Origin of the sequence: Streptomyces sp. NPDC048290, from assembly GCF_040652095.1 — a bacterium.
In the GTDB taxonomy this organism is placed as follows: domain Bacteria; phylum Actinomycetota; class Actinomycetes; order Streptomycetales; family Streptomycetaceae; genus Streptomyces.
The window spans coordinates 309,779-327,432 of sequence record NZ_JBEZLM010000003.1; the positions used below are offsets into that span (position 1 = coordinate 309,779).

Annotated in this window: 18 protein-coding genes and 1 tRNA gene; 14 read left to right on the forward strand and 5 right to left on the reverse strand. The window is 72.8% G+C overall.

What is annotated here, in order from left to right:
• Positions 1 to 41: 41 nt before the first annotated feature.
• Positions 42 to 1,061, forward strand: a complete 1,020-nt coding sequence (locus AB0D49_RS06200) for a LacI family DNA-binding transcriptional regulator (protein WP_362751508.1) — start codon at positions 42 to 44, stop codon at positions 1,059 to 1,061.
• A gap of 436 nt (positions 1,062 to 1,497) precedes the next feature.
• Here AB0D49_RS06200 and AB0D49_RS06205 read toward each other — a convergent pair whose 3' ends face one another.
• Positions 1,498 to 2,658 (reverse strand): Gfo/Idh/MocA family oxidoreductase, encoded by a 1,161-nt coding sequence (locus tag AB0D49_RS06205; protein WP_362751511.1) that lies wholly within the window; start codon positions 2,656 to 2,658, stop codon positions 1,498 to 1,500.
• Between the two features lie 127 nt (positions 2,659 to 2,785).
• On the opposite strand from AB0D49_RS06205, the gene AB0D49_RS06210 reads away from it, so the two are divergent.
• Positions 2,786 to 3,889 carry a LacI family DNA-binding transcriptional regulator gene (locus AB0D49_RS06210; protein ID WP_362751514.1) on the forward strand — a complete coding sequence of 368 codons (1,104 nt, stop codon included), beginning with the start codon at positions 2,786 to 2,788 and terminating at the stop codon, positions 3,887 to 3,889.
• Between the two features lie 49 nt (positions 3,890 to 3,938).
• Here the strand turns inward: AB0D49_RS06210 and AB0D49_RS06215 are convergent, their stop codons facing one another.
• The 3 genes from AB0D49_RS06215 to AB0D49_RS06225 all read right to left on the reverse strand — a co-directional run bounded on the left by AB0D49_RS06215 (position 3,939) and on the right by AB0D49_RS06225 (position 5,731).
• On the reverse strand, positions 3,939 to 4,283 hold the full coding sequence (locus AB0D49_RS06215; RefSeq protein ID WP_362751517.1) for a cupin domain-containing protein: 345 nt from the start codon (positions 4,281 to 4,283) through the stop codon (positions 3,939 to 3,941).
• A gap of 116 nt (positions 4,284 to 4,399) precedes the next feature.
• On the reverse strand, positions 4,400 to 4,723 hold the full coding sequence (locus AB0D49_RS06220; protein ID WP_362751520.1) for a hypothetical protein: 324 nt from the start codon (positions 4,721 to 4,723) through the stop codon (positions 4,400 to 4,402).
• A gap of 87 nt (positions 4,724 to 4,810) precedes the next feature.
• The gene (locus AB0D49_RS06225; RefSeq protein ID WP_362751523.1) at positions 4,811 to 5,731 is read right to left on the reverse strand and encodes an EamA family transporter; all 921 of its coding nucleotides are present in this window, start codon (positions 5,729 to 5,731) and stop codon (positions 4,811 to 4,813) included.
• 68 nt (positions 5,732 to 5,799) lie between these two features.
• Here AB0D49_RS06225 and AB0D49_RS06230 point away from each other — a divergent pair, with 68 nt between their 5' ends.
• Genes AB0D49_RS06230 through AB0D49_RS06240 form a run of 3 tightly spaced genes read left to right on the forward strand, consistent with a single transcriptional unit; the run spans position 5,800 to position 7,858 of the window.
• Positions 5,800 to 6,777: a LysR family transcriptional regulator gene (locus AB0D49_RS06230; RefSeq protein ID WP_362751526.1), complete on the forward strand. Its 978-nt coding sequence runs from the start codon at positions 5,800 to 5,802 to the stop codon at positions 6,775 to 6,777.
• A gap of 56 nt (positions 6,778 to 6,833) precedes the next feature.
• On the forward strand, positions 6,834 to 7,193 hold the full coding sequence (locus AB0D49_RS06235; RefSeq protein ID WP_362751529.1) for a metalloregulator ArsR/SmtB family transcription factor: 360 nt from the start codon (positions 6,834 to 6,836) through the stop codon (positions 7,191 to 7,193).
• Complete coding sequence (locus AB0D49_RS06240; RefSeq protein ID WP_362751532.1) at positions 7,190 to 7,858, forward strand: SRPBCC family protein; 669 nt, start codon at positions 7,190 to 7,192, stop codon at positions 7,856 to 7,858. The genes AB0D49_RS06235 and AB0D49_RS06240 overlap by 4 nt, the downstream gene beginning before the upstream one ends.
• Before the next feature lie 72 nt (positions 7,859 to 7,930).
• Here the strand turns inward: AB0D49_RS06240 and AB0D49_RS06245 are convergent.
• Positions 7,931 to 8,004 (reverse strand) — tRNA-Pro (locus tag AB0D49_RS06245).
• Between the two features lie 284 nt (positions 8,005 to 8,288).
• On the opposite strand from AB0D49_RS06245, the gene AB0D49_RS06250 reads away from it, so the two are divergent.
• From AB0D49_RS06250 to AB0D49_RS06290, 9 genes are all read left to right on the forward strand, one after another.
• Positions 8,289 to 9,785, forward strand: a complete 1,497-nt coding sequence (locus tag AB0D49_RS06250) for a cellulase family glycosylhydrolase (RefSeq protein ID WP_362751535.1) — start codon at positions 8,289 to 8,291, stop codon at positions 9,783 to 9,785.
• 336 nt (positions 9,786 to 10,121) lie between these two features.
• Positions 10,122 to 10,250 carry a putative leader peptide gene (locus AB0D49_RS06255; protein ID WP_362751539.1) on the forward strand — a complete coding sequence of 43 codons (129 nt, stop codon included), beginning with the start codon at positions 10,122 to 10,124 and terminating at the stop codon, positions 10,248 to 10,250.
• 306 nt (positions 10,251 to 10,556) lie between these two features.
• Complete coding sequence (locus AB0D49_RS06260) at positions 10,557 to 11,492, forward strand: glutathione S-transferase C-terminal domain-containing protein (protein WP_362751542.1); 936 nt, start codon at positions 10,557 to 10,559, stop codon at positions 11,490 to 11,492.
• Positions 11,493 to 11,654: 162 nt separating this feature from the next.
• Positions 11,655 to 11,804, forward strand: a complete 150-nt coding sequence (locus tag AB0D49_RS06265) for a hypothetical protein (protein ID WP_362751545.1) — start codon at positions 11,655 to 11,657, stop codon at positions 11,802 to 11,804.
• A 206-nt stretch (positions 11,805 to 12,010) separates the two neighbouring features.
• On the forward strand, positions 12,011 to 13,054 hold the full coding sequence (locus tag AB0D49_RS06270; RefSeq protein WP_362751548.1) for an amino acid ABC transporter permease: 1,044 nt from the start codon (positions 12,011 to 12,013) through the stop codon (positions 13,052 to 13,054).
• The gene (locus tag AB0D49_RS06275; RefSeq protein WP_362751551.1) at positions 13,051 to 13,881 is read left to right on the forward strand and encodes an amino acid ABC transporter ATP-binding protein; all 831 of its coding nucleotides are present in this window, start codon (positions 13,051 to 13,053) and stop codon (positions 13,879 to 13,881) included. Before AB0D49_RS06270 ends, AB0D49_RS06275 begins: the two co-directional genes overlap by 4 nt.
• A 56-nt stretch (positions 13,882 to 13,937) precedes the next feature.
• Complete coding sequence (locus AB0D49_RS06280) at positions 13,938 to 14,960, forward strand: ABC transporter substrate-binding protein (RefSeq protein ID WP_362751554.1); 1,023 nt, start codon at positions 13,938 to 13,940, stop codon at positions 14,958 to 14,960.
• 57 nt (positions 14,961 to 15,017) lie between these two features.
• Positions 15,018 to 16,247 (forward strand): LLM class flavin-dependent oxidoreductase, encoded by a 1,230-nt coding sequence (locus tag AB0D49_RS06285; protein ID WP_362751557.1) that lies wholly within the window; start codon positions 15,018 to 15,020, stop codon positions 16,245 to 16,247.
• Between the two features lie 17 nt (positions 16,248 to 16,264).
• Positions 16,265 to 17,650, forward strand: a complete 1,386-nt coding sequence (locus AB0D49_RS06290) for an NtaA/DmoA family FMN-dependent monooxygenase (protein ID WP_362751559.1) — start codon at positions 16,265 to 16,267, stop codon at positions 17,648 to 17,650.
• Positions 17,651 to 17,654: the final 4 nt, after the last annotated feature.

The window sequence follows — 17,654 nt, forward strand, 5'->3', positions numbered from 1 at the left end:
GCCATCAAAAACCCCTCATCAGCGCAAGGAGGCCGAAGCCCGTGGGCCACCCCTTCCCGATCCGGGAGATCGCACGTCAGGCAGGGCTCAGCGAGGCCACCGTGGACCGGGTCCTCAACGGCCGGGGCGGGGTCAGGACCAGCACCGCGGACGAGGTCCGCCGGGCCATCGCCGACCTCGACCGCCAGCGCACCCAGGTACGGCTGGTCGGCCGCACCTTCATGGTCGACATCGTGATGCAGGCTCCCGAGCGGTTCTCCACCGCCGTGCGCGCCGCCCTGGAGGCCGAACTGCCCGCCCTGCACCCGGCGGTGCTGCGCTCGCGCTTCCACTTCCGGGAGACCGGACCCGTACGGGAACTGGTCCGCACCCTGGACCGGATCGCCCGGCGCGGCTCCCAGGGCGTGATCCTCAAGGCGCCCGACGTGCCCGAGGTGGTGGCGGCGGTCGCCCGGCTGGCGACGGCCGGTGTCCCGGTCGTCACGCTGGTCACCGATCTGCCCACCAGCAGCCGCCTCGGCTATGTCGGCATCGACGACCGGGCGGCCGGGGCGACCGCCGCGTATCTGATGGGCCAGTGGCTGGGCGACCGGCCCGGCACCGTCCTCACCAGCCTCAGCAGCGGGTTCTTCCGCAACGAGGAGGAGCGCGAGATGGGCTTCCGGGCCGCCATGCGCACCCGGCACCCCGACCGCCCCCTCGCCGAGATCACCGAGGGCCAGGGCCTGGACGCCGACCAGTACGACCTGGTCCGCGCCGCCCTCGACCGGGACCCCGGCATCCGGGCCGTGTACTCCATCGGCGGCGGCAACATCGCCACGCTCCAGGCGTTCGCCGACCTCGGGCGGGACTGCGCGGTGTTCATCGCCCACGACCTGGACCAGGACAACACCCGGCTGCTGGGCGAACAGCGGCTCTCCGCCGTCCTCCACCACGACCTCCGGCAGGATCTGCGGGAAGCCTGCCATCTGGTGATGCGGGCGCATGGTGCGCTGCCGCCCGCCGGTCCCACCCCACCGTCCGCCATCCAGGTCGTGACGCCGTACAACATGCCGCGCTGAGCACCGGGCCGGGACGCTCGCGCGTATGTGGCGGGCTGGGGGCGGCGCGTATGTGGCGGGCCAGGGGCGGTCGCGGGGGCGCGCACGTGTGTGCCCGGCTCGGAGGCGCGCACATATGCGGCTGGCTCAGGGGTGCGCGCGTCTGTGGCCGGCTCAGGGGTGCGCGCGTATGTGGCGGGTTCGGGGGCGCGCGCGTGTGTGGCGGGTTCGGGGGCGCGCGCATGTGTGTGGCGGGTTCGGGGGTGCGCGAGTGTGTGGCGGGCTCAGGGGCGCTCCCCCCTGCGGCAGCCCCCGGACCACCACCCTCGCGGCACCCCCCCGGGGACGGCCCACCCTTGCGGCACCCCCCGGGACCGCCACCCTTGCGGCAGCCCCCAGGACGCCCACCCCTACGGCAACCCCCGGAACGCCCGCCCCCGCGGCGCCGACAGGCCGCTCACTCCCGCGGCACGTCCACCCACTCCCCCCGCCGCGCGGACCGCTCCATCGCGTCCAGGACGAGCGCCGAGCGCACCGCGTCCCGCAGCGTCGCCCCGTACGGCGTGCCCTCGGCGATCGAGCGCAGGAACCGGTACGCCTCGATCACCTTGAGGTCGTCGTAGCCCATGGCGTTGGCCGCGCCCGGCTGGAACGCGGCGAACTCGCCCGCGCCCGGACCGACGTACACCGTGCTCACCGGCTGGTCCTGGTAGCCGGTGCCGCGGCTGACGCCGAGTTCGTTCATCCGGCGGAAGTCCCAGAACACCGCGCCCTTCGTGCCGTGCACCTCGAAGCCGTACGCGTTCTGCTCGCCGACCGAGACCCGGCACGCCTCCAGCACCCCGCGCGCCCCGGAGGCGAAGCGCAGCAGACAGCTCACGTAGTCGTCGTTCTCGACCCGGCCCGTCTCGCCGCCCGCCGCCAGCGCGTGGCCCGCGGTCGCCCCGGTGGGCCGGGCCCGCTCGGGGACGAACACGGCCGTGTCCGCGGTCAGCGAGGTGATCTCGCCGAGCAGATGGCGGGCCAGGTCGGCGCCGTGCGAGGCCAGGTCGCCCAGGACCCCGCTGCCGCCCCGCGCCCGCTCGTACCGCCAGGTCAGCGCCCCGTCCGGATGGGCCGCGTAGTCGCTGAACAGCCGTACCCGGACATGGGTGACCCGGCCGATGTCCCCGTCCGCGATGAGCGCGCGGGCCGCCTCCACGGCGGGCGCGTTCCGGTAGTTGAAGCCCACCGCGGCCTGGACGCCCGCCGTGGCGACGGCGTCGGCGACCGCCCCGGTGTCCTCCGCGTTCAGCCCGACCGGCTTCTCGATCCACAGATGCCGGCCCGCCGCGGCCACCGCGACCCCGATCTCCCGGTGCAGGAAGTTCGGCGCGGTGACACTGACCGCCCGCACCCGGGGATCGGTCAGCACCGCACGCCAGTCCCGGGTGGCCGAGGCGAACCCGAACCGCTCCGCCGCCTCCTCGGCCCGCCCAGGCACCTCGTCCGCCACCGTCACGAGTTCCGGCCGCAGCGCCAGCCCCGGGAAGTGGTGCGGCACCCGCGCGTACGCCTGGGTGTGCACCCGCCCCATCCAGCCGAAACCGACGACGGCCACACCCAGCGCTTCCACCATGACACTTCCTTTGGACCGGTCCTGGAACGTTCCCGGCCACGATCGGCGCCAGTCGTCGCAGGTGTCAACCCTTTTCGGCGTGTTCCGCCCTTTGACAATTACGGGTGGCGCATGGAACGGTCCAATCATGTCCCGACCGCCGACCATCCGCGATGTCGCCGAGCACGCCGGAGTCTCCAAGTCCCTGGTCTCCCTGGTGCTGCGCGGCTCCGGCCAGGTGAGTCCCGAACGCCGGGACGCCGTACTGCGCTCCGCCCGCGCCCTGGGCTACCGGCCCAACGCCGCCGCCCGCAGCCTCAGCGAACGCCGGGCCCTGCCGCCCGAACGGCCCTCCGCGCGGGGCGGGACCCCCGTGGCAGGCGGCGCGCGGGGCGGGACCCGCGTGGTCGGCGTCCTCCTGAACGATCTGCGCAACCCCTGGTTCGTGGAACTGCTCGACGCCCTCGACGCCCCGCTGCACGCCGCGGGTCTACGGCTGCTGCTCGCCGACGCCCGGCTCGGCCGCCACACCGGGGACGATCCCACCGGCCCGTTCCTGGACATCGGCGCCGACGCGCTGGTGGTCGTGGGCACGCTGCCGGACCCGGCCGCGCTGGACCGGGTGGCCGGGCTGCTGCCGGTGGTCGTCGTGGGCGCCCGCGAACCGGTGCCGGACGGTGTGGACCTGGTCGCCGGGGACGACGAGCGGGGCGTCCGGCTGCTCACCGAACACCTGATCGGGCTCGGCCACCGGGACATCGCGCATCTCGCGGGGTACGGCGCGGTCGGGGAGCTGCGGCTGCGCGCCTTCGAGGCGACCATGCGGGCGCACGGGCTGGCCGACCGGCTCCGGGTCGAGCCCTGCGATCTCACCGAGGAGGGCGGACATCGCGCCGCGGTCCGGCTGCTGGCCCGTCCCGACCGGCCCACCGCCGTGCTCGCCGCCAATGACATCGCCGCCGTCGGCGCGCTGTCGGCCGCCCGTGACCTTGGCCTCGATGTGCCCGGGGACATCTCGGTGGCGGGCTACGACAACACCAGCACCGCCCGGCTCCGGCACATCTGGCTCACCACGGTCGACAACGCGGCGCGGGAGATGGGCCAGCGGGCGGCGCGCTGTCTGCTGGACCGGCTGTCGGGCACACCGGGCGGGGGAGCGGGAGCCGGAGCGGAAGCGGGCGCAAGTGCGGGGCGGCGGCATCTGACGGTGCCCCGGCTGGAGGTGCGCGGCACCACGGGCCGTCCCCGCTGAACCGGTCCGCCCGTGCGCCGATTCAGAGGTTGATCGCGTACCCCGTGCGTCAGAGGTTGATCGCGTACACCTTGCGCAGCGTCTCGTGCACGGTCCAGGTCGTACGGTCGCCCTGCCGCAGCACCGCCATGTCACCGGGACCGACGGTCAGTGTCGGTCCGTCCTCGAACACGATCGTGGCCGACCCGCTGAGCACGACGAAGACCTCGTCCGCCTCGGTGTCGGTGACCACCCCGGGGGTGATCTGCCAGATGCCGCGGATCTGCCGCCCGTCCGCCGACTCCCAGACGACCTTCCCGCTCACCTCGGGGGAGCCGGAGACGATCTGGGCGGGTTCGAGCGGATCGGGTTCGAGTACGGCGTCCGGGACGTGTACGGCGAAACTGTGGTCCATACCGCGACCCTAGTCAGCGCCGCCCGGCGGCGACGCCGACACTGTGTCCTTGATCGGCCGCCACGGCGGGACACTTCGTCGCGCGGCGGCGTGTCGCACGCCGTACGCCGCCGCGGTCACTGCGTCTGGGGTCGCCCCGCGCCCCGGCCGCGCAGCAGTTCGAAGCAGGTCCCGACGACCAGGGACTGCGCCAGCGCCGCCACGGCGATCCCGCCGACGTACAGCGCCGCCGGAAGGTCCGTCTCCGTCGCCGCCAGCGGCATCGCGCCGAGCAGCGACAGCGGGGCGGTGAGGAAGGCGGGCCACACCCAGACGAACCCGGGGTCGCTGCTGAACAGGGTCACCCCGGTGGCCGCGGCGATCGACAGCCCCACCGCGCCCAGATACACCGCCGACGCGGGGTTGCCGACGGCGAAGCGGTACAGCGTACGACGGTTCATCATGACTCCTGAGTCTGCCTGGGACCGGGCTGCTGTGGCTCCCCCATCGTGGGCGCCCGAGGCCGGGCCGGGCGTGAGTAGCCGTACTCAGATCGACCGGGTACGGGCGCCCGGGGGCCGTACCGCCATGCTCAGGGCGTTGGCGGCGACCACCGCCCCGATACCCGCCCACTCGGCCGCGCCCAGCCCCTGCCCCAGCACCAGCAGACCGACGAGCGCGGCGAGCACCGGATTGACGCTCATGAACAGACCGAAGGTCTGCGCGGGCACCCGGCGCAGCGTGAACAGATCCGCGAGGTACGGCACCGCCGACGACAGCACCCCCGCCACCACCGCGCACCCCAGCGCCGCCGCGGTCGGCGGCCGGTGCAGCACCACCAGCACCCCGACCGGCAGGAACATCAGCGCCGAAACGGCCGCCGCGGCGCCGGACCCCTGCGCACCGGGCAGCCGCCGCCCCACGGTCCGGTTGAGCAGGATGTACGCCGCCCAGCAGCAGGCCGCGAGCAGCCCCAGGGCCATGCCCGTGTAGTCCGCCGAGGGCCTCGGGCGCATCAGCACCACCACGCCCGCCGCCGCGATCAGCGCACAGCACGCGTCCAGCCTGCGGCGCGCTGCGGCCAGCGCTATCGCCAGCGGTCCGAGGAACTCCAGGGTGACGGCCAGCCCGAGCCCGATCCGGTCGACGGCGGTGTAGAGGCTGAGGTTCATCGTGCCGAAGACCAGCGCCAGCAGCAGCACCGGCCACCACTGCCGCCAGGTGAACTCCCGTAGCCTCGGCCGCCCGACGGCCAGCAGCACGGCCGCCGCCACGTACTGCCGGACCGCGACCACACCGAGCGGTCCGAGCACCGGGAAGGCCAGCGCGCCGATCGCGGCGCCGAACTGGTTGGACAGCCCGCTGCCGGTCATGGTCACCACCCCGGCGAGCCGCCCGTCGGCGGACCGGGACACGGACGTACCGGGCGGGCGGCGCGAGGGCCGGGCGCGCAGGACGGGAGAACGCATCCCCCGATCGTGCGCCCGCCCCCGCCTTGCGCAAAATGCATGAACCAGCCGGTCTATACGCTGACCGTATGGACGAAACCGGACGCAGGGACGACACCGGAAGCGTCGACGACACCGGACGCGCGAACGACACCGGAAGTCTGGAGGCGACCGGACGCCGCCTGGAGGAGACCGCCGCCGGTCCGGCCGCCAAGGACCTGGAACTGCGCCAACTCCGCTGCCTGGTCGCCATCGTCGACGAGGGCGGCTTCACCGACGCGGCGCACGCCCTCGGCGTCTCCCAGGCCGCCGTCTCCCGCACCCTGGCCGCCCTGGAACGCGCCCTCGGGGTACGGCTGCTGCGCCGCACCTCACGCGAGGTGACCCCGACGCCGACCGGCGTACGGGTCGTCGCGCACGCCCGCCGGGTGCTGGCCGAGGTGGACGACCTGGTCGGCGAGGCGACCACGGGTCACGTCCGGCTGCGGATCGGCTACGCCTGGGCGGCGCTCGGCCGGCACACCGTGCCCTTCCAGCGGCGGTGGAGCGCCGCCCACCCGGAGACCGAACTGCACCTGGTGCGGGTCAACTCGCCCACGGCCGGGCTCCTGGAGGGCGGCTGCGACCTCGCGGTGATACGCCGGGACGTCACCGGGCGGCGCTTCGAGACCGCGCTGGTCGGCCTGGAGCGGCGGATGTGCGCGCTGCCCGCCGACGACCCGCTCGCCCGCCGCCGCTCGGTACGGCTGGCGGACCTCTCCGGACGCACGCTGCTGATCGACCGCCGTACCGGCACCACCACCGAGGAGCTGTGGCCGCCGGGGGCCCGGCCCCGCACCGAGGAGATCCATGACGTGGACGACTGGCTCACCGTCATCGCGACCGGCCGCGGCGTGGGCGTCACCGCCGAGTCCACGGCCCACCAGTACCGGCGCCCCGGTGTGGTCTACCGCCCGGTGCGGGACGCGGAACCCGTCGCGGTACGGCTGGCCTGGTGGCGCGACGACCCACCCCCGGCGACCCCCGGTGTGCTCGAACTCCTCAGCACCTTGTACCGCACCCCGTAAGCGAGCCTCTTCCTTCAGTCCTGGCTTATATAAGTGAACGGTGATAGATTGTGGCCATGCACGCCTTCGATGTGCTCGGCGACCCCGTACGTCGCCGGATTCTGGAGCTGCTCGCCGACGGCGAGATGACCTCCGGGGCGGTCAGCGAGGTCATCCGCGCGGAGTTCGGGATAACGCAGCCGGCCGTCTCCCAGCATCTGAAGGTGCTGCGCGAGAACGGCTTCGCGACGGTACGGCCCGAGGGGACCCGGCGGCTGTACGCGGTGAACTCCGAGCCGCTGCGGGACGTCGACGTCTGGCTCGACCGCTTCCGCCGCTTCTGGACCCCCCGACTGGACGCCCTGGCCACCGAACTGGCCCGGGGCAGACGTGAACGCCGCCTGCGCGACGAGGAACCACCGAGGAGTACCCCATGATCGATGTCCACCACCAGATCAACGCCGTACGGCGGCAGGTCGGCCGCCGCGCCTTCAAGGCGGGCGAGGCCCGGATCGTCACCATCGGCCAGACCTACGACACCCCGCTGGACGATCTGTGGGACGCCTGCACCAACCCGGAGCGGCTGCCCCGCTGGTTCGCCCCGGTCACCGGCGACCTCACGCTCGGCGGCCGGTACGCGGTCGAGGGCAACGCCTCCGGCACCATCGAGCGCTGCGACCCGCCCAAGGGCTTCTTCGCCACCTGGGAGTTCGGCGGCGAGGTCAGCTGGATCGAACTGCGGCTGACCCCGGAGGGCGACGAGCGCACCCGCTTCGAGCTGGAGCACATCGCCCATGTGGACGACGAGCGGTGGGCGCGGTTCGGCCCCGGCGCGGTCGGCGTCGGCTGGGACCTCTCCCTCATGGGCCTGTTCCGCCACCTCAGCGGCGCCCCGGCCGTCACCCCGGCCGAGTTCGAGACCTGGGGCGCCTCCGACGAGGGCAAGGAGTTCGTCACGGCCGCCAGCGAGAGCTGGTACACGGCGAGCGTGGCCTCCGGCGAGGACACGAACGCCGCCCGCGCGGCAGCGGACCGCACATCGGCGTTCTACCGGGGGGAGGGTCCGGGGATGGAGGGCGCGCGGGGGGACGGGCAGGACTGAAGAAGGAACATGACCGAGGGCCGCCGTCCGGATTTCTCCGGGCGGCGGCCCTCGGTCTGTGACTCTCGCGAGTCGGGACGACAGGATTTGAACCTGCGACCCCTTGACCCCCAGTCAAGTGCGCTACCAAGCTGCGCCACGTCCCGGTGTCTTCGCGTGGGTTCCACGCTGCGTGTCACGCCCGCCAGTTGAACCACCGGTGGAATCGCGTGAACGTGCGGATCAAGACTACCCCATGCCATGGCCGGGTTTCGCCGCTGATCAGACGTGCCGTGGAGGGCGGATCGGGCCCCTGTCGGAGGCGATCGGTCACCGCAACCCCGTGCGTGTATCCGTGTCACACCTCTTGCCCCCGCTCCGTCTCCACTGCTATCTCACTGTTAGGAAAGTTTCCTTACCAATCCCGATCGTTCCAACCGAGACGGAGATCATGGTGAAGCCCCCACGCACCACCCGATCGCGCCTGTGGGCGCGTTCCGTTCTCCTGGCCACGGCCCTGACCGGCGCGCTCCTCGCGCCCCAGGCCGCGGCCACCCCCGAGGCGCGACCCGCCTCCGAGCCCGCCCCCGCCGCCGCCCTGGCCCCGCAGACCTACGAGGCCGAGAACGCGGCTGTCTCCCAGGGAGCCGTCGAGTCCAACCACACCGGGTTCACCGGCAGCGGATTCGTCAACTACACCAACACCACCGGCAGTTCCGTCGAGTGGACGGTCACCGCCGCCACCGCCGGAAACGCCACCCTGGGCCTGCGCTACGCCAACGGCACCACCGTCGACCGCCCGATGGACATCCGGGTCAACGGCAGCCTGGTGGCGTCCGGCAAGACGTTCGGCTCCACCGGCACCTGGACCGGCTGGACCACCACCACCGTCACCGCCGCGCTCAAGGCGGGCGCCAACACGGTCCGCGCCACGGCCACCACCGCGGGCGGCGGGCCCAACGTGGACCACCTCACCGTCGACACCCAGGGCGGCCCCACCCCCGGCACGACCCCCGTCGGCATCAACGGCCAGCTCAAGGTCTGCGGCACCAAGCTCTGCAACCAGTACGGCAAGCCCATCCAACTGCGCGGCATGTCCAGCCACGGCACCCAGTGGTACCCCCAGTGTCTGACGTCGGGCTCGCTGGACGCCCTCGCCAAGGACTGGAACGCCGATGTGCTCCGCGTGTCGACCTACGTCCAGGAAGGCGGCTACGAGACCGACCCGCGCAAGTTCACCGACCTCGTCCACCGGCTCATCGAGGAGGCCACCAGCCGGGGCATGTATGTCATCGTCGACTGGCACATGCTGACCCCGGGCGACCCCAACTACAACCTGTCCCGTGCCCGCACCTTCTTCACGGAGATCGCCAACCGGCACAAGGGCAAGCCCAACGTCTTCTATGAGATCGCCAACGAGCCCTCCGGTGTCTCCTGGAGCACCGTCAAGTCCTACGCCGAGAAGATCATCCCGGTCATCCGGGCCATCGACTCCGACGCCCCCGTGCTGATCGGCACACGCGCCTGGTCCTCGCTCGGGGTCTCCGACGGGGCCAATGAGACCGAGGTCGTCAACAACCAGGTCAACGCCTCCAACGTCATGTACACGTTCCACTTCTACGCCGACTCGCACCGCGACGAGTACCTGAACACCCTGTCCCGCGCCGCCGACCGCATCCCGATGTTCGTCACCGAGTTCGGCACCCAGAACTACGCGGGTGAGGGGAGCAACGACTTCGCCATGTCCCAGCGGTACCTCGATCTGATGGCCGCGAAGAAGATCTCTTGGGTCAACTGGAACTACTCCGACGACGGCCGCTCCGGTGCCGTCTTCACCGAGGGCACGTGCAACGCGGGCGGACCGTGGGCCGGCACGTCCCGGCTGAAGCAGGCGGGCGTCTGGATTCGCGACCGGATGCGGACCCCCGACAACTTCCCCACGTCCTGACCAACCCCTCGGCGTCCTCACCGTCCGGCGTCCTGGCGTCCTGAAGCATCGACGTCCTGACGTCCAGGACGGACCGGACCGGACACGCCGGTCGCACCACGACCCGCCTTGACTGGAAGGAGAGGCAACGGTTCCGACCGGCACCCCACCCGTACCGCCCCGGACTCCGCGCACCCCGCGCGGGACCCGGGGCGGTCTTCTGTGCGCCCCCCCGCCCACCGCGCGGGCAACGACCGTGCCGTCCATGTGGCATGACCGTCTGGTGGACGTGGTCTTGACGCCGCGCCGGGCGCGATCGACACTCCCGTAGGGAATCCTAGTGAATGGGTAGGGAATATGAGGCGCCTAGCACCGGCCGTCGGCCGGACCTGCCGCAGACCTCCGCGCTCGCCCCTGCTCACCTCCCGCAGGCACATCGACCTCCAGCGGGTGTGCAGCGCGATCAGCCGTAGCTCACAGGGCTGACGCCTCCTGCCGCGCCCGGCGCCTCCGGTGCCCTGACGCGCCTTGCGCCCCCGCCGCCCCTGGCGCTGCGGCACCTCCCTCCCAGGCCCGCTCCCGACCACCACCCGCACCGACGCGTCCCGGCGCCCGCCCCCGACCAGCCCCACCGACACCGCCTGGCGCACGCGCCCACCCAGCCCCCACCGACACCACCCGGCGCCCGCGCCCGGTCGGCCCGTCCCCTGCCAGTGCCAGTGCCAGTGCCAGGCCCACCCGCGTGTCCCGCCCGCCGCGCGGACGTCCGCGCGCCCGATTCCGGGGAGACCCATGACCGTCACGCCCATCACACCCGTCACGCCCGTCACACCCGTCGCACCGCCCGCGCCCCTGCGGATCGCCACCGCCGAGACCCCCGTGTTCCGGGGCCGGATCGGGCGGGACGCCCGCAGCGGGCACTACGCCGTGCCCGGCCGCTACCGGCTGCATCTGTCGACCGCCGACCCCGACGGACTGCGGATCGCCGTCGTCCACCACCTGCTCGGCCTCGGCGACACCTGTCCGGTCTCCGGGCTGCCCCCCGTCCCCGACTGTCCCGGCGGCGGTCACTCCGCGCTGCGCCCGCTCTACGAGGCCACGGCCCACCGCTACACCGGTCCCGCCCTCGCGCCCGTCCTCGTCGACGACTGGTCCGGCCGGATCGTCAGCGCGCACGCCCCCGACATCGTGCGCGACCTCGCCCGGCACTTCGGCGCCGACCGCCCGGACCTCTTCCCGCCCGCCCTGGACGCCGACATCGAGACCGTGGAGCGGCTGTGCGCCGACCGGATCGACGCCGCCGCCCAGCGCGCGGGCCGGGCCGGGGCCGACCCCGAGGAGCGGGCCGCGGCCGGGGCCGAGCTGCTCAGCGCGCTCGCCGCACTGGAGCGACGGCTCGCCGTCCAGCCGTATGTGACGGGCGATCGGCTCACCGCCGCCGATGTGGCGCTCTGGGTCACCCTGGTGCAGCTCGACACGGTCCACCGCCACCACCTCGACGCCGGGGCGGTGCACCGGGTCGCCGACCATCCCGCGGTGTGGGATTTCGCCCGCCGGCTGACCGCCCGCCCGGCGTTCGCCGCGCACCTCGACCTCGACGGCATCGCCCGCCGCCACGAGGCCCATTGCCGGGGCCTGGAGGCCGCCGGAGCCGCTGTCCAGATCCTGGACTGGGCCGCCCACGCGGCCGTCCCGTACGGCCCCCGGGTCCGCGCCGACCGGCCCTGATGCCGTCCCATCCAGTGGACCGGCATTGACATGGCCTCGGGTCACGCCCTTAACCTTCGGGCACCTGCCGCCCTTTCGGACACGTGTGTGGATCCGGGATGGCGGCGGCGCCCGCGGCACGACGGGCCCCCGCCGGGGCCGGGACGACGAAGGACGACCGACATGCGCGCAGCCACCAGGACGGCCCAGGGCCGTCATGTGGGCCGTGTCCGTCCGCGCGCCGACCGTCTCGTCGCCGACCGCGCCGTCGATCTGCTCCGCGTCAGCAGCGCACTGTGTACCGCACCGGGCCGAGCCCGTCGCCGGGTCTGACCGCCTCTCAGCGATCCCGCCCGGCCACCGCACCCGACGCACACCCCTTCCCGGTGTGCCGTCCCCGCCGCCCGAACCCCCGGTCCCGTGCGCCCAGCGCGCGCCCCCCGCCCGTACCGCCGTGCCGCCCCGGCCCGTCGGCGCGGTGCGGCGGCGCGCGGCCCACCGCGGCTCCGGGAGGTTCCCCCTTCCCGCCGGAGCCCCCGATGAGTGAATCCCCTGGCGCGGGCGTGTCCCTCGCCGCGACGCAGCACCACCAGCAGAAACCGGAGCCGACGGAGGCGGACCCACCGGCCGCGCCCCCGCCGGGCCCCCGCGCCGACCCCCCGTCACCGCCCCTCACCGCCCAGCGGGTCCAGCCGCCGCGCCGCCCCGGACGCTGGATCGCCACCGCGATCGTCCTCGTGCTGGCCGCCCAGTTCGTGCACGGACTGGCGACCAACCCCTTCTACCAGTGGGACCGCTTCGGGTACTGGTTCCTGCGCCCCACCATCCTCGACGGGCTGCTGATCACCCTCGAAGTCGCCGCCTACAGCGCGCTGTTCGGGCTGCTCGGCGGGATCGTCCTCGCCCTGATGCGGCTGTCCGGGAGCCCGGTCCTGCGCGCGGTCAGCTGGACCTACATCTGGGCCTTCCGCTCCATCCCGCTGATCGTGGTGCTGCTCTTCCTCTACAACTTCAGCGCCCTCTACCAGACCCTCAGCGTCGGCGTCCCCTTCGGCCCGGCCTTCTTCACCTTCGACGAGTCCCGCCTCGCCACCGACATGGTGGTCGCCATCATCGGACTCAGCCTCAACGAGGCCGCCTACGCCGCCGAAGTGGTCCGCGGCGGCATCCTCTCCGTCGACCAGGGCCAGCACGAGGCGGCCTCCGCGCTGGGCCTGCCCAAGCGCTACCAGTTCCTGCGGATCGTGTTCCCGCAGGCCCTGCGCTCCATCACACCGAACTACGTCAACCAGCTCATCGGCCTCATCAAGAGCACCTCACTGGTCTTCTATGTCTCGCTGCTCGACCTCTTCGGCACCGCGCAGACCATGGGCGCCACCTACCCCGGCGACATCGTGCCGCTGCTGCTGGTCGTCACCGTCTGGTACCTGATCCTGACCAGCGTCGTCTCCGTCGTCCAGTACTACGTCGAGCGGCACTACGCCCGGGGCGCCACCCGCACCCTGCCGCCGACCCCGCTGCAACGCCTGCGCGCAAGCCTGCGCGAGGTCCGCGACCGCGCCCGCAGGGAGACCGCCGTATGAGCGCCACGAGTGGCACGAGTGGCACGACGGTCACGACGGTCACTGAGAAGACCGACGCCCCGGTCGAGGCCGTCGCCGTCCAACTGCACGGCGTCCACAAGTGGTACGGCGCCCACCGGGTCCTCGACGGCATCGATCTGACCGTGGCGCCCGGCGAGGTCACCGCGATCCTCGGCCCGTCCGGCTCCGGGAAGTCCACCCTGCTGCGGGCCATCAACCACCTGGAGAAACCCGACATCGGGTATGTCACGCTGGGCGGCGAACCCATCGGCGTACGACGGGTCAGCGGGCGGCTCAAGGAGCTGAGCGAGCGGGCCATCCTCGTCCAGCGGCGGCGGATCGGCTTCGTCTTCCAGAACTTCAACCTCTTCCCGCATCTGACGGCGCTGGAGAACGTGGCCGCCGCGCCGGTCGCCACCGGCCGGCTCACCACACCGGCGGCCGGGGAACTGGCGCTGTCGCTGCTGGACCGGGTCGGGCTCGCGGACAAGGCGGGCGCCTACCCGAGGCAGCTCTCCGGCGGTCAGCAGCAGCGGATCGCCATCGCCCGCGCGCTCGCCCTGCGGCCCGGAGTGATCCTCTTCGACGAACCGACCTCGGCCCTCGACCCGGAACTCGTCGGCGAGGTGCTCGCCGTGATCAAGGATCTGGCGACCAGCGGCACCACCCTCGTGGTGGTCACCCATGAGATCGGCTTCGCCCGTGAGGTCGCCGACCGGGTCGTCTTCCTGGACGCCGGCCGGATCGTCGAGCAGGGCCCGCCCGCCGAGGTCCTCGACAACCCGCGCAACGCCCGCACCCGCGACTTCCTCAGCAAGGTGCTGTGACCCGGGCCGCCGCCCCGCAACCCCCCGCCCCCTCGAAGCACAGACAAGGAACAGCCATGTCCACCACCTTCCCCCGCCGCCGCCTCCTGCGCGGCATCACCGCCGCGACCGTCCTCGCCGCGCTCGGCACCACCCTCGCCGCCTGCGGCGGGGAGAGCGACGCCGCCACCACCTCGGCCGCCGCCGGGACCGTCACGGTGGGCGCGCTGTCCAACGGAGCCGCCAAGGAGACCACCGTCGAGGTCACGGAGGTGGCGTCGATCAGCGCCCTGCTGCCGGACGCCGTACGGAAGAAGGGCACCCTGGTCGTCGGCTCCGGCACCCTGCCCTCCGGCTCCCCGCCGCTCGGCTACATCGGCGACGACCAGAAGACCCTCACCGGCTCCGAGCCCGACCTTGCCCGGCTGATCGCCGCCGTCCTCGGCCTTGAGCCCGAGATCTCCCCGTCCACCTGGGAGAACATGTTCATCGGCCTGGACGGCGGCAAGGTCGACGTGGCGATCTCGAACGTCACCGTCACCGAGGAGCGCAAGCAGAAGTACGAGTTCGCCAGCTACCGCAAGGACGACCTCGCCTTCGAGACCACCGAGGACAGCGACTGGTCCTTCACCGGCGACCACCGGGCGCTCGCCGGGAAGACGGTCAGCGTCGGCAGCGGCACCAACCAGGAGAAGATCCTGCTGGAGTGGAAGGACAAGCTGGCCGAGGAGGGCGCGGACCCGCTGACGGTCAAGTACTACCAGGAGACCAACAGCCTCTATCTGGCCCTGGCCAGCGGCAAGATAGACGCCTACTTCGGCCCCAGCCCCAACCTCGCCTACCACACCACCCAGACCGCCGGAACACCCCAGGCGACCCGGATCGCGGGCACCTTCTCCGGCGCCGGAACGTCCCTCCAGGGCCTGATCGCCGCGACCGCCAAGAAGGACAGCGGACTCGCCGAACCGCTCGCCGCCGCGATCGACCATCTGATCGAGAACGGTCAGTACGCCCAGTGGCTGACGGCGTGGAACCTGTCCTCCGAAGCCGTCGAGACATCGGAGATCGACCCGCCCGGCCTGCCCCTGACCAACTCCTGACCACCGCCCGGCCCCTCCTCGCCGCCGCCCCCGTCGACCTCCAGGAAGGCACCGCCCGTGTCCTCAGCACCCCACCCCACCCCCGAAGACCCCTTCTCCTTCCCGCGACTGGCCGTCGCCCTGGACGGCACCGGCTGGCACCCCGCGTCCTGGCGCGAGCCGGTGTCCCGCCCCCGGGACCTTTTCACCGCCCCCTACTGGCTGGACCAGGTGACCGAGGCCGAGCGCGGACTGCTCGACTTCGTCACCATCGAGGACGGCCTCGGCCCCCAGTCGTCCCGCTTCCTCGACCCCGACGAGCGCACCGACCAGGTCCGCGGACGCCTCGACGCCGTCCTGATCGCCTCCCGGGTCGCCCCGCTCACCCGTCACATAGGGCTGGTGCCGACCGTCGTCACCACCCACACCGAGCCCTTCCACCTCTCCAAGGCCATCGCCACCCTCGACTACGTCAGCACCGGCCGCGCCGGACTGCGCGTCCAGGTCACCGCCCGCCCGAACGAGGCCGCCCACTTCGGCCGCCGTACCGTCCGCCGGATCGACGACTACCCGAGCCCCGCCGCGCAGGAGATCGTGACCGAACTCTTCGAGGAGGCCGCGGACTACGTGGAGGTGGTCCGGCGGCTCTGGGACAGCTGGGAGGACGACGCCGAGATCCGGTCCGCCGCCACCGGCCGCTTCATCGACCGCGACCGGCTCCACTACATCGACTTCGAGGGCCGTCACTTCAGCGTCAAGGGCCCCTCCATCACCCCCCGGCCGCCCCAGGGCCAGCCGCTCGTCACCGCCCTCGCCCACGACACCGTCCCCTACCGCCTGGTCGGCCGGGCCGCCGACGTCGGCTACATCACCCCGCACGACACCGGTGAGGCCCGCGCCACCGTCGCCCGCGTCCGGGCGGAGCAGACCGCCGCCGGACGCGCTGAGGAGACCCTGCACGTCTTCGCCGACCTGGTGGTCCTCCTGGACGACGACGAGGCCGGCGCCCGCGCCCGGCGCGACCGCCTCGACACCCTCGCGGGCGAGGAGTACACCAGCGACGCCCTGATCTTCGCCGGTACGGCGGCCCAGCTCGCCGATCTGCTCCAGGACTTCGCGTCCGCCGGAGCGACCGGCTTCCGGCTGCGCCCCGCCGTCACCGGACACGACCTCCCCGCCATCACCCGCGCCCTGGTGCCCGAACTCCAGCGCCGGGGCGCCTTCCGCACCGCCTATGAGGCCGACACCCTGCGCGGCCTCCTGGGCCTGCCCCGCCCCGCCAACCGCTACGCCGCCACGACCGTCTGAGCCGGAGGGACCCCGCCATGAGCAAGCCGCAGAAGCAGATCCATCTGGCCGCCCACTTCCCCGGCGTCAACAACACCACCGTGTGGAGCGATCCACGGGCCGGGAGCCATATCGAGTTCAGCTCCTTCGCGCACTTCGCGCGCACCGCCGAACGCGCCAAGTTCGACTTCCTGTTCCTCGCCGAGGGCCTGCGCCTGCGCGAACAGGGCGGCCGGATCTACGACCTGGACGTCGTCGGCCGCCCCGACACCTTCACCGTGCTCTCCGCGCTCGCCGCCGTCACCGACCGCCTCGGTCTGACCGGCACCATCAACTCCACCTTCAACGAGCCCTATGAGGTGGCCCGCCAGTTCGCCAGCCTCGACCATCTCTCCGCGGGCCGCGCCGCCTGGAACGTGGTCACCTCCTGGGACGCCTTCACCGGCGAGAACTTCCGCCGCGGCGGCTTCCTGCCCCAGGAGGAGCGCTACTCCCGCGCCAAGGAGTTCCTCGCCACCGCCCATGAACTCTTCGACTCCTGGCACGGCGACGAGATCCTCGCCGACCAGGACACCGGCACCTTCCTGCGGGACGCCAAGGCGGGCGCCTTCGTCCACCAGGGGCAGCACTTCGACATCCACGGGCAGTTCAACGTGCCGCGCTCCCCGCAGGGCCGCCCGGTGATCTTCCAGGCCGGGGACTCCGAGGAGGGCCGCGAGTTCGCCGCCTCGGGCGCCGACGCGATCTTCAGCAGACACGCCACCCTGGACGCCGGACGCGCCTTCTACGCCGACGTCAAGTCCCGCCTGCCCACGTACGGCCGCCGCGCCGACCAGCTGCTGATCCTGCCCGCCGCCAGCTTCGTGCTCGGCGACACCGACGCCGAGGCCGAGGAGATCGCCAAGGAGGTCCGCCGCCAACAGGTCAGCGGCGCCACCGCGCTCAAGCACCTGGAGTGGGTGTGGAACCGTGACCTGTCCGCGTACGACCCCGAGGGCCCGCTGCCCGAGGTGGACCCGCTGCCCGGTGAGCACACCGTCTCCCAGGGCCGCGCCCAGGTGCGGATGTACCGCGACCCGCAGGCCACCGCCCGTGAGTGGCGGGAGCTGGCCGAGGCCAACAACTGGTCGATCCGGGACCTGGTCATCGAGACCGGCAACCGGCAGAGCTTCATCGGCTCCCCGCAGACCGTGGCCCGGACGATCGACGACTACGTCCAGGCCGACGCCTCCGACGGTTTCATCCTGGTCCCGCACCTCACCCCCGGCGGCCTCGACGCCTTCGCCGACCAGGTGGTGCCGCTGCTCCAGGAGAAGGGCGTGTTCCGCGCCGACTACGAGGGCACGACCCTGCGCCACCACCTCGGACTCGACCACCCCGACGAGATCGGCGGGACGGGTCCGGGGGAGCGGGCCGCGTCCTGAACGT